The organism is Vibrio sp. 10N.222.48.A3 (assembly GCF_041475345.1).
Lineage (GTDB): Bacteria > Pseudomonadota > Gammaproteobacteria > Enterobacterales > Vibrionaceae > Vibrio > Vibrio tasmaniensis_A.
Map to the genome: position 1 here is coordinate 1 of NZ_JBFRVX010000528.1, position 10,356 is coordinate 10,356.

Sequence of the window (10,356 nt, forward strand, 5' to 3'; positions counted from 1 at the left end):
CCTGAAGATAGGCGTTCCATTGATGTTTGTTGAGCGCTGTTTGCACTGTTTAGGTAACGTTGTGCTGTCATTGCTGATACGTTGGTATTTACATTCACTGCCATGGTGATTTCTCCAATTGATTTTCCGGTATAGCGGTTTCCGACGTCTCGGAAAACCAAGTAGTTATCTCTAAGTTACTTTTAATAACGGCGTGAATGCTGAAACCTTTAGAAAAAAAGCAACAAAATTAAAGAAATAGCGAGAAAGGATAAGAAAGCGTGACTGGCAGTGAAATTATCAAAAAAAGATGAGAAAAAGGCTAAAGTTGTCGAAACGTCAGCCGGGGGAAATATTGTGTTTTAATTAACCAAAGGACTTTAGTTAACCGAGAATACCTTTATAAGAATTAACCTAATTTATTAGCCTAGCAGCGTTAAAGCTAAGTTCGGCGCTTGCTTAGCTTGAGCTAAAATAGTGGTACTGACTTGCTGCAGTATTTGTTGTTTGAGCATTTGAGTGGTTTCTTTGGCGTAGTCTGTATCTTTGATTCGACTGTTTGATGCCCCCAAGTTCTCATGAACATTTTCAAGGTTATTAATCGCATGGTCAAAGCGGTTTTGCATCGCCCCGAGTTCAGAACGGTGACTATCAACATACTTCATCGCTGTATCCAAAATAGACACGGCGCGCTGTGCTCCACCAACATCAGTGACATTAATATCATCGACTGACTCGTAATAACCCGCCGACATCGAAAGCTCACTGGCTAACGAGCCTGAGAAAGAGATCGTGCCTGCCGTGTCTTCGCCTGACATATAGATCTGAAGCTGCCCTTCATCATTGACGGAAGCCGAAACCAGATCCGTTTGACCATTGATATAAGTCGCTAGCTCTTCAATGTCATCGCCCGCCTTGGCATTAATGTTGATCTCTTGAGGCTGACCAAAACGATCGGTAAACGCCATCGTCATATCTGTCTGGTTGGATTTAACTTCCCACGAGTCACTTGCCATGCCATTGGCAACATAGCTAAAGCCGCCCATGTTGATATCATCGGTGCGCATGTTTTTCAAACCTATATGCACCGCCTCACCAGAGCTGCCACCGATTTGAAATGACGAGCTACCAAAGCTGCCGTTAAGGAGCTTTTTCCCACCAAATGACGTGGTTTCCGCAATTCGGTTCAACTCATCATTTAAGGCGGTTACTTCTTCTTGAATAGCCGTCCTTTCTGATTGGCTATTCGAACCATTAGTCGCTTGCAGTGACAGGTCTCGCATGCGTTGCATGATATTGGTGGTTTCATTCATCGCCCCTTCTGCTGTCTGCATAATGGAGATACCGTCGTTAGCATTTCGAACCGCAACATCGATGCCGCTCATCTGTGCTTCTAATCGATTAGAGATTTGTAAGCCAGCAGCATCGTCTTTTGCACTATTAATACGACTCCCTGAAGCCAAGCGCTCCAAAGATTGGTTCAGCATGTTATTGGCATTAGAGAGATTCCTCTGAGCCACTAATGCTGAAACATTCGTATTCACAGTTATAGCCATAGACCTTCACTTACAAAAAGATGAATAAAACTTACGATTGCTCTTGTATCGACCTATTTATATAAAACTTTAAAAAAAAGGAGCCATGAGGCTCCCTTTGTTTATTCTATTTGAGACGACTTACTTAATCGTTAGTGTACTCAACATCTCAGCTGAAGGAGCAAAGTAGTAAGCGCCAGTAACGGCTTTAGTAAAGCGAAGCAGTTGGTCTGTTTTGCCATCTGTTTCGCCGTACATACTCTCTAGCATCGCATCGAAATTATGACGAACATTACAGTAAGCGATGAACAGTAAACCGTGATCGCCTGTTGCTGTGCCGTAAGGTAGGCTATGACGAACAATTTTAAGGCCCTTGCCTTCTTCTTTGATATCCACACGACCAACGTGAGACGCCGCTGGAACATCGTCTAGCTCGATCGAATCTGGCTTGGTACGGCCAACCACTTTCTCTTGTGCCGATACGTTTAATCTATTCCAAGCTGGCAGGTTATGCACAAAACGCTGCACCATTACGTAGCTACCACCTGCGAATTCACCTTCAGGCACAATCGCCACTTCAGCACGCTGCGCGTCTTTCGGGTTTTCAGTGCCATCAACGAAATCAGTCATGTCACGTGAGTCTAGGAAACGGTAACCGTAAGTTTCATCTACTACTTCAACGTCTGCCGCTACTTCAGATAGCAATTTACGTAGGATGAAGAAGTGTAGGTCATGTCGGTTTGAATGACAGTGAATCAGAACATCAGACAGTGTGCTCGGTGCTGTGATATCACCTTCACCAAGCGCAGGAAAATCAATTAGATCAGAGGGAGCAGCGTGCTCGAACTTATCCCAAAAAGCTTTTGAGAATGCTACCGACGCCGTTAGGTTCGCATCAGGTTGAGTTTGGTTTAGCTCGTCGATTAGAGTCGGAAGCTTTTGAATTTCTGCTAGTACATTAGCAGTATTAGCGTTCACTTTAAGTTGAACGTAAAGAGCGAAAGGCCCAGCTTCAGGCAAAATAGCACTTTGAACGTTAGGCTGCTCATTTGAAACATTAAGCATAGATTATTCCTTCCAGTTTTAGCTTCTAAGTATAATTGTGAATGGTACAAATGTTTTGATGAGAATCAGTCTTCGTGCTCAACCACTTTAAAGCAATCCCTAGCGGCATGGCTATTGGTTAAATAAAGCGCTAACCAGAGGAGCAATAATAGGGTGATAGCATTTGACCAACGGAACCATCCGTTATCCGAATAGATTAGATAAATTGTGTGGGAGCCCTGTGCCAAGATAGCCATCATGGTAACCCAACGTCCCCATGACACGACTTTGTTAAGGCGCTTTCTATCTGGAGATCTTAGTCCAAATAACCACATCAATAACAAACTAGGGACACTCAACGCAATCCCGACATAAAACATCTGGTGGTCTGGATAGATGGTCTCAAGAATATCCGTTCCCGACTCTCGGCTTGCGCCCGCAACAATGAAAACGACCAAAGCTTTCGCAAGAAACAGCCAACCTAACCATAATAAGATTGGGGCTTTCAAAAAGCCGTGTTTATCGTATTGTTCTATGGAGTACCGCACAACTCTCACTTTCACTTGTTTTCAAACCAACACTTTAACGCAAATCATTCATACTTAACTAGGTTTGCGTTATCTTATTGGTTAATCCGTTTTAATTGTCGAACTCAGTATGAAAAAGAAAACTAATACACCGTCTGTTGAATCTCAACAAGAAGCACTGAAGATAGCCAAAGCGACGCAAAAGCCAGCTCAAACCAAAGAACAAACAAAATTAATTGCTCAAGGTATCGAAAAAGGCATCGCACTTTACAAGAAACAGCAAAAAGAACGCAGCCGCCAAGCCGATAAAGCAAGAAAACGCGTAAAGAAAGAGAAGCAAACTCAACAAACTAATCTAGACGAAGAGAACAATGTAGACACAATTGTTGAAACAACATCAAATCACGCCAGCAAATTGCCGTGGTTACTATTGATCGCAAGCTGGGTAGGTTTCGCGATTTATTTGATGAAATAGCAGGATAAATGTATGAAAAAGGAATTAGTCGCTTTAGCTATGACAGGCATATTAGTCGGGTGCACGACACCGACAACAGTCCCACATAGCAAATCTGACCAAGTACAAATGGATTACCACGGACTGATTGATATCAACGAGTGCGAATATAAAGGGGAAGTCACCGGCAGCGAAGGCCATTGGTATAGTTATCTGTTTTACCCGAACGACACTCTGATTCAAGGCGCAATGAATGAGCTAAAGTCCAATGCTATTGGATTAGGTGCGGACACCGTAATTTTCACACTTCCCCAAGATTTTGCGACTTCCGTAACCATGTTGGGCACCGCTTATCGGTGTCGCTAATTCGACTTATCGGTAATCGGTAATCGGTAATCGGTAAGGAGAAGAAAGAAGAAAGAAGAAAGCCAGCTTTCGCTGGCTTATGCACTAAATCCAAGGCTTGTTGCTATATCGCCTTTACGCTGGATAACCCATTGACTGTCAAATGGCCCCCAGTCGGATAATTGGTAATAGCCATCATTATGACGTCGCCCATCTTGAACAAACATAAGTTCAATACCGATCCCCGGTAACGCCTTGAGTACATCTTGAATAGTACGACGAGGCCACCCCGTTTTTTCGATGAGTTTAGGCACATTTGGCCTATCAAGGCTTTCCACTAACAATGCTAAATATAGCCGCCTTGCAAAAACAGGACTCAACTCCATTGACACCTCCTATATATGTGCAACTCAATTATTTCTTTTTTTGCTGACAACATGTTGAGGCTGATCAATAAGTCTCCAATAGTGACATTTTCTTACTGTTTTTTTTCACTCTATGAAATATTCCTCACTCTATTTTGTCTGAATTGCCGCTTCCTGATAGGATTCAACTCATAACAACGAAATAAAATCACCCAAAGGAAGAATAATGACTATCACTATGTTTGGCATTCCGAATTGCGACACCATCAAAAAAGCAAAAAAATGGCTCGAAGCTGAAGGTATTGAGTTCGAATTTCACGATTATCGTAAACAAGGCATCACCGAAGAGTTGGTAACAAGCTTCTGTTCAGATCTTGGGTGGGAGCTTGTGTTAAACAAACGTGGTACGACTTACCGCCAATTTTCTCAAGAGCAAAAAGACACATTAACGGAAGAAAAAGCCGTAATTCTGCTTGTTGAACAACCAGCAATGATCAAGCGCCCTATCTTGAAAGTCGATGGCAAGCTTCATATTGGCTTCAAAGCTGATCAATACGCTGCTATTTTTGCGTAATCAGCTGTATTAGAACAGATAACAAAGCGTTGAACTTCCCCTGTTCAACGCCTGAAATTAATGACTAGACGTTTAATTTAAACAAGGAACTCAAGGATGACAGACAGCCCAACTTTGGCTCTGGCAAAAGACCTAATCAGCCGTCAATCGGTAACACCAGAAGATGCAGGCTGCCAAGACCTGATGATTGATCGCTTAAAAGCGCTAGGTTTTGAAATCGAAGTGATGGTATTTGAAGATACGACGAACTTCTGGGCTCGCCGTGGTACCGAAGCCCCCCTATTTGCTTTTGCTGGTCACACTGATGTTGTACCTGCAGGCCCAATTGAGCAGTGGAACACTAAGCCATTTGAACCGACTATCGTAGATGGTTTCCTACACGGTCGCGGCGCGGCAGATATGAAAGGTTCTCTGGCTTCAATGGTTGTGGCTGTAGAACAGTTCATTGCTAAGCACCCTGATCACACAGGCTCAATCGGTTTCCTTATCACGTCAGATGAAGAAGGCCCGTTCATCAACGGGACAGTGCGCGTTGTCGAAGCATTGATGGCTCGTGGTGAGAACATCGACATGTGTATTGTTGGCGAACCATCAAGTACTGAGTACGTAGGTGATGTCGTAAAGAACGGCCGTCGTGGTTCTATCACTGGCGATCTAACGATTAAAGGCACACAAGGTCACGTTGCCTACCCTCACCTTGCGAACAACCCGGTACACAGCTCTCTGCTTGCGATCAATGAATTGGCGACGACCGAGTGGGACAAAGGTAATGATTATTTCCCACCAACCAGCTTCCAGATCCCAAATGTAAGTGCGGGCACTGGCGCATCAAACGTGATTCCTGGTGAATTTAATGTTCAGTTTAACCTTCGCTTTAGCACTGAGTTAAACAACGATATCATCGTTGAAAGAATCACAAATACACTCGACAAATACGATTTCGAATACGATTTAAAATGGACATTCAATGGCGACCCGTTCTTAACCGACGCAGGCTCGTTGCTTGATGCTATTGTCGATGCAGTAGGTCACGTGAATGATGTTAAGCCGGCACTGCTTACCACAGGTGGTACATCAGACGGACGCTTTATTGCGCGCATGAAAGGACAAGTGGTAGAACTAGGCCCTGTTAATGCAACCATTCACAAGGTTAACGAGTGCGTGAAAGTGGCTGATTTAGAGAAACTAACTGACATGTACGAAAGAACATTAGTGAACCTGTTCGCTAAGTAGTTTTTTCATCAGCGATTCATAGCATCTAATTATTGAGAGACACGTTATGACACCAGAGCAGCTAACCGGACAATCAGATTCTCATCTAGAACCTAGCCTCATTGGCAGCAAAACCTTCTTGGTTCACAGTGAGGTCAAAGATGACCTAAACGATTTGATTGAAGCTGCTCAACTCGCGGGTTTCAAAATGGAGATTGCCAGTGGCTTTCGCGACTATGAAAGGCAATCTCTGATTTGGAACCGTAAGTTTTCTGGTGAAGCACCAATATTAGACTCAGAAAGCCAACCACTTGATGCTTCAAGACTCAGTGAACATCAAAAGTTGTCAGCGATACTGAGGTGGTCTGCACTGCCTGGGGCGAGTCGTCACCATTGGGGTTGTGACTTTGATGTCTTTGCTCGTAATCACTTACCTGAAGGCACACAGCTGCAACTGGAACCATGGGAATACCTTACTGGCCACCAGCAAGCGTTTTACCAATGGCTTTTTGCCAATGCATCTCAATTTGGGTTCTTCTTTCCGTACAGCCAAGACCTCGGCGGTGTGGCGATCGAACCATGGCATATCAGCCATCGAAAAGTATCGGAGTTGTGTTTATCACAGTTATCTCCCACTTTACTTGGCAAGCAACTCCAATCTAAGCCAATATTAGGGTATGAAATTATTGCGGAGCAGCTAGACGAGATCTATGCGCGCTTCGTGGCGAATATCAGTCATTAGGAGCGCTTATGTTAGAGTGGCTTACAAACCCTTGGGTTATCATCATCATCGTGGTTAGCGTTGTGGTGGGTAATATTGCTGCGCTCAAACAGACCGCTAATATGGATCTGACAGGTCGTAACAAAACAGAAAAAGACTTAGACAAGCTCAATCAATTGGATAAACAGAACCAAGAAAAAGCTCAAAAAGATGAGTCTACTGACAGCAAAAGCACTTAGCGTAAAGTCCTTGATACGCTAGCCCCAACAAGTCAGGCGCGTGTTACCCCTTGTTAGCGAAATGACAACATAAATTGACAACACGCACATAAAACACTGACTAACAAACATAAAACACTGACTAACAAACATAAAAAAGAGGACATTGTATGTCCTCTTTTTTTTCTTCTAAATTTGCTCAGTGCTTATTCAGATTTTGCTTCTTTCTTGTCTTTGGTTTGGTCTGCAACGTGTGCTAATACCGGTACCATTGACTTAAGTAGCTCTTCTTCTACAGGCTTACCTGTTGCATCCGTTACGTTAATCGATGTACGGTTGCCAAGATCACCAAATAAGAAGGTGTAAGTACCTGGCGCTAAGTCAATAGGCTGTAGGCCAATCTCTTCCCAGAATTCATCATCTGGCGCGGCATACTTAGCTTTCACTGTACCTTGAGACTGGTTACGCTCTTCAAGTTCGAAGCCCATCGTCGGTAGCAAGGTAGGTAGACGTTGCCACAATACATTGTATGGTGTACGAGCAATGATCACAGGGAAACCACTGCGGTCCGAACCCATTGAGATAGGAATGCGTTTCACCAACTCTTGCGCTTTCAACGCAGCTTCAGCACGAAGGTTGGCATCGTATTTAGCCATCACTAGATTCGTTAAGAACGCGTTGTAACGCTCTTTATTGGTTGCCGATACTGGTTTCTCTTCAGAACCTTCACGCCAATCAATCAGATTAATCTTGAAGCCATGGCGATTGTTCGCTTGGAAACGAGAGAGAGAATAGCGGCTACCAATCTCGACTTCTTCATCTTCAGAAACCCAAGTTACCCAATCGGTCTCAATATCGCTATCTGATTGTTCAAGAATGCCAATGCCACGCTGAGTTAGCATATCTACAGCCGTTTGCCATACTCGGTCAGCCTCTTCAGCACGAAGGAGCCATAACGTCACTTCACCATTTTGACGCTCAGTACGAGCACCTGGGATCAGTTCAAGAACCTGTTGAGGAGGACGAATATCCACTTGACGACCGGTACCACCACTGAATTCACCGTTTGGGATATCAAAGTTTGGGTAAAACTGAGGCTGAGCATCTTCAGGCAATTGCCATTGTGAAAACTCAGGTGTTTCTAAGTATTCAAAATCATCTTTGGCTTGGCGACGTTGAGTCGGGCTGCCAGAACATGCTGTAAGAACGAAAACAGCCAGTGAACCGATCACTAGCTGGTGAGAATACTTCATTTATACTCCTAAATGCCGAAGGTTCGCTTCGGCATTGCTTTATACGTTTTTAGTAAATGCACGCTTCAGTCATTGCTTGAGCAACAACAGGTTGAGCTGGTTTTGACAGTTCAGTCAGTGGTAGACGTAAGCCACCTTCAGCAATCAGACCCATTTTGTGAACCGCCCATTTTACGGGAATAGGGTTAGACTCAACGAACAAATTCTTATGTAGAGGCATCAAACGCTCATTGATCGCTTCAGCTTCCTCAAACTTGCCTTCCTTCGCTAGCTTGAACATAGTCGCCATATCAGCAGCTGCAACATTGTTCGTTACAGAGATCACACCATCGCCACCACGCTTAACAAATTCAAGACCAGTTAAGTCATCACCACTTAGTAAGATAAAGTCTTCGCCACAAAGTTCACGGTGAATTGCAATTCTTTCGAGATCACCCGTCGCATCTTTAAGTGCAACGATGTTTTCGATCTCGGCAAGGCGAGCAACCGTTTCTGGCAACAAGTCTACCGCAGTGCGACCAGGTACATTGTAAAGGATCTGTGGAACGTCACTGACTTCAGCAATTGCTTTGTAATGTTGGTACAAACCTTCTTGAGTCGGTTTGTTGTAGTACGGCGTTACGCTCAGGCAACCAGCAATACCAGAACCATTGAGCAAACGGCTGAAAAGTACAGATTCGTGAGTTGCGTTTGCACCCGTACCAGCGATAACAGGAATACGGCCATCAGCAAATTCAACGACCTTATTGACGACTTTGACATGCTCTTCAATAGTGAGTGTTGAAGACTCACCAGTTGTGCCAACCGCAACCAGACCATCACTACCTGCTGCAACATGGTGATCAACTAACTTTTTAAGGCTGTCGAAATCCACTTCACCATCTGTATTAAATGGTGTAACTAGCGCAACGATACTTCCTGAAAACATGTCTATCTCCCTTAATTTATTCTTTTTGCATGTTACTGTAAGCCAATCAATAAACACAAGACATTAAAGTGGCTTACCAGCAACATCTGCAGTAAATATTGTCGTATGTTTGAGGTAAAACGACTTATAACGGCGTTCGACCTAGAATTTGGGTAACCTACACTCAATCTAGCGAATAGCTCTGCACTCGATGTCAGTAACAAGTAAGCAATGCTCTCACGCCACTCTTTGAATTTTGAACACTCTAAATATTCCTATTACTTGTTACATATTTGAAGCAAAGTGCCTCATAAAAGCCCCAAGCACACACTTATTCCTCTAGCTAACTGTGCTAACATGCATGAATCAATGGAATATAAGAGACGTGATTTTATGACTCAACATCTAGTAATCACAGCTGTGGGCACAGATCGCCCAGGTGTATGCAACCAAGTGGTTCATTTAGTCACCCAATCAGGCTGTAACATTATTGATAGCCGTATCGCTCAATTTGGCGAAGAATTTACGCTTATCATGCTACTGTCTGGAAAGGCAAACAACATCACCCGCGTTGAAACCACCCTGCCCTTGCTTGGACAAGAGCACGACTTGATTACGATTATGAAGCGAACCTCAACTCATGATGTTATTGAGAACTCTTACACAGTAGAGGTGTTCGTTGAGTCAGACGATAAAATCGGCCTTACTGAGCAGTTTACCCAGTTCTTCGCAGACCGAAACATCGGCCTCGATTCGTTAAGTGCGCGAACCATCAATAAGTCTAAGGTTCAGCTCGACAACGACCAATTCCATATCTCTATTACCGCTTCTGTGCAATCAGAATGTAATTTGATGCAGCTACAAGAAGAATTCGACGCGCTGTGCCAGAGCCTATCCGTACAAGGCTCGCTCAACTTTATCAAAAACAGTTTTTAAAAAGGAAATATCATGAATACGCTAACGGCTGGTGTTCCAGCACCTGCTTTTTCTCTTCCAGATCAAGATGGCAATATCGTATCTCTTGGTGACTTCAAAGGTAAAAAAGTCCTTTTCTATTTTTACCCTAAAGCAATGACTCCAGGTTGTATTGTGCAAGCAGAAGGCCTGCGTGATATCAAAGCACAGCTTGATGATCTGAATGTGGTTGTTTTAGGTGTGAGTGTTGACCCAGTTAAACGCCTACCAAATTTCGTTGCGAAGAAATCTCTGAACTTCACACTTC

Annotated in this window: 14 protein-coding genes and 1 pseudogene; 8 read left to right on the plus strand and 7 right to left on the minus strand. The window is 43.7% G+C overall.

The features are described from left to right. From AB4653_RS15265 to AB4653_RS15280, 4 genes and pseudogenes are all read right to left on the minus strand, one after another. Positions 1–161, minus strand: a pseudogene (locus tag AB4653_RS15265) (flagellin); the annotation flags it as partial. Between the two features lie 240 nt (positions 162–401). Continuing rightward, positions 402–1,535: a flagellin gene (locus AB4653_RS15270; RefSeq protein ID WP_032555262.1), complete on the minus strand. Its 1,134-nt coding sequence runs from the start codon at positions 1,533–1,535 to the stop codon at positions 402–404. A gap of 120 nt (positions 1,536–1,655) precedes the next feature. Further along, a complete protein-coding gene (locus AB4653_RS15275; protein WP_009847367.1) occupies positions 1,656–2,579 on the minus strand; it encodes a Dyp-type peroxidase in 924 nt (307 codons plus the stop codon). Positions 2,580–2,644: 65 nt separating this feature from the next. After that, positions 2,645–3,106, minus strand: a complete 462-nt coding sequence (locus AB4653_RS15280; RefSeq protein ID WP_009847368.1) for a DUF2919 domain-containing protein — start codon at positions 3,104–3,106, stop codon at positions 2,645–2,647. 109 nt (positions 3,107–3,215) lie between these two features. Between AB4653_RS15280 and AB4653_RS15285 the strand changes: the two genes are divergently transcribed. Further along, positions 3,216–3,560, plus strand: a complete 345-nt coding sequence (locus tag AB4653_RS15285) for a DUF2956 domain-containing protein (RefSeq protein ID WP_009847369.1) — start codon at positions 3,216–3,218, stop codon at positions 3,558–3,560. A 12-nt stretch (positions 3,561–3,572) separates the two neighbouring features. Beyond that, positions 3,573–3,905, plus strand: a complete 333-nt coding sequence (locus AB4653_RS15290; RefSeq protein ID WP_102257778.1) for a DUF4156 domain-containing protein — start codon at positions 3,573–3,575, stop codon at positions 3,903–3,905. 77 nt (positions 3,906–3,982) lie between these two features. On the opposite strand, the gene AB4653_RS15295 is transcribed toward AB4653_RS15290, so the two are convergent. Next, positions 3,983–4,270: a helix-turn-helix domain-containing protein gene (locus AB4653_RS15295; RefSeq protein ID WP_004734273.1), complete on the minus strand. Its 288-nt coding sequence runs from the start codon at positions 4,268–4,270 to the stop codon at positions 3,983–3,985. Positions 4,271–4,475: 205 nt separating this feature from the next. Between AB4653_RS15295 and AB4653_RS15300 the strand changes: the two genes are divergently transcribed. The 4 genes from AB4653_RS15300 to AB4653_RS15315 all read left to right on the plus strand — a co-directional run bounded on the left by AB4653_RS15300 (position 4,476) and on the right by AB4653_RS15315 (position 6,995). Beyond that, positions 4,476–4,823 carry an ArsC family reductase gene (locus tag AB4653_RS15300; protein WP_009847371.1) on the plus strand — a complete coding sequence of 116 codons (348 nt, stop codon included), beginning with the start codon at positions 4,476–4,478 and terminating at the stop codon, positions 4,821–4,823. 96 nt (positions 4,824–4,919) lie between these two features. After that, positions 4,920–6,056 carry a succinyl-diaminopimelate desuccinylase gene (dapE, locus tag AB4653_RS15305; protein WP_009847372.1) on the plus strand — a complete coding sequence of 379 codons (1,137 nt, stop codon included), beginning with the start codon at positions 4,920–4,922 and terminating at the stop codon, positions 6,054–6,056. Positions 6,057–6,102: 46 nt separating this feature from the next. Continuing rightward, on the plus strand, positions 6,103–6,777 hold the full coding sequence (locus tag AB4653_RS15310; RefSeq protein WP_009847373.1) for a M15 family metallopeptidase: 675 nt from the start codon (positions 6,103–6,105) through the stop codon (positions 6,775–6,777). Positions 6,778–6,785: 8 nt separating this feature from the next. Beyond that, positions 6,786–6,995: a DUF2897 family protein gene (locus AB4653_RS15315; RefSeq protein ID WP_009847374.1), complete on the plus strand. Its 210-nt coding sequence runs from the start codon at positions 6,786–6,788 to the stop codon at positions 6,993–6,995. 185 nt (positions 6,996–7,180) lie between these two features. Here AB4653_RS15315 and bamC read toward each other — a convergent pair whose 3' ends face one another. Together bamC and dapA are read right to left on the minus strand one after the other, a co-directional pair. After that, complete coding sequence (gene bamC / locus AB4653_RS15320; RefSeq protein ID WP_009847375.1) at positions 7,181–8,227, minus strand: outer membrane protein assembly factor BamC; 1,047 nt, start codon at positions 8,225–8,227, stop codon at positions 7,181–7,183. 49 nt (positions 8,228–8,276) lie between these two features. Continuing rightward, on the minus strand, positions 8,277–9,155 hold the full coding sequence (dapA, locus tag AB4653_RS15325) for a 4-hydroxy-tetrahydrodipicolinate synthase (protein ID WP_009847376.1): 879 nt from the start codon (positions 9,153–9,155) through the stop codon (positions 8,277–8,279). A 372-nt stretch (positions 9,156–9,527) separates the two neighbouring features. On the opposite strand from dapA, the gene AB4653_RS15330 reads away from it, so the two are divergent. Continuing rightward, on the plus strand, positions 9,528–10,070 hold the full coding sequence (locus tag AB4653_RS15330; RefSeq protein ID WP_009847377.1) for a glycine cleavage system protein R: 543 nt from the start codon (positions 9,528–9,530) through the stop codon (positions 10,068–10,070). A gap of 12 nt (positions 10,071–10,082) precedes the next feature. Further along, positions 10,083–10,356, plus strand: a 274-nt coding sequence (locus AB4653_RS15335) for a redoxin domain-containing protein (protein ID WP_372104640.1), incomplete at its 3' end; no start/stop codon positions are given.

Excerpts from the sequence above, each read along its gene's own strand:
- AB4653_RS15270 (WP_032555262.1), bottom strand. The coding sequence starts at position 1,535 with ATGGCTATAACTGTGAATACGAATGTTTCAGCATTAGTGGCTCAGAGG.
- AB4653_RS15275 (WP_009847367.1), bottom strand. The coding sequence starts at position 2,579 with ATGCTTAATGTTTCAAATGAGCAGCCTAACGTTCAAAGTGCTATTTTG.
- AB4653_RS15285 (WP_009847369.1), top strand. The coding sequence starts at position 3,216 with ATGAAAAAGAAAACTAATACACCGTCTGTTGAATCTCAACAAGAAGCA.
- AB4653_RS15290 (WP_102257778.1), top strand. The coding sequence starts at position 3,573 with ATGAAAAAGGAATTAGTCGCTTTAGCTATGACAGGCATATTAGTCGGG.
- AB4653_RS15295 (WP_004734273.1), bottom strand. The coding sequence starts at position 4,270 with ATGGAGTTGAGTCCTGTTTTTGCAAGGCGGCTATATTTAGCATTGTTA.
- AB4653_RS15300 (WP_009847371.1), top strand. The coding sequence starts at position 4,476 with ATGACTATCACTATGTTTGGCATTCCGAATTGCGACACCATCAAAAAA.
- dapE (WP_009847372.1), top strand. The coding sequence starts at position 4,920 with ATGACAGACAGCCCAACTTTGGCTCTGGCAAAAGACCTAATCAGCCGT.
- AB4653_RS15310 (WP_009847373.1), top strand. The coding sequence starts at position 6,103 with ATGACACCAGAGCAGCTAACCGGACAATCAGATTCTCATCTAGAACCT.
- AB4653_RS15315 (WP_009847374.1), top strand. The coding sequence starts at position 6,786 with ATGTTAGAGTGGCTTACAAACCCTTGGGTTATCATCATCATCGTGGTT.
- bamC (WP_009847375.1), bottom strand. The coding sequence starts at position 8,227 with ATGAAGTATTCTCACCAGCTAGTGATCGGTTCACTGGCTGTTTTCGTT.
- dapA (WP_009847376.1), bottom strand. The coding sequence starts at position 9,155 with ATGTTTTCAGGAAGTATCGTTGCGCTAGTTACACCATTTAATACAGAT.
- AB4653_RS15330 (WP_009847377.1), top strand. The coding sequence starts at position 9,528 with ATGACTCAACATCTAGTAATCACAGCTGTGGGCACAGATCGCCCAGGT.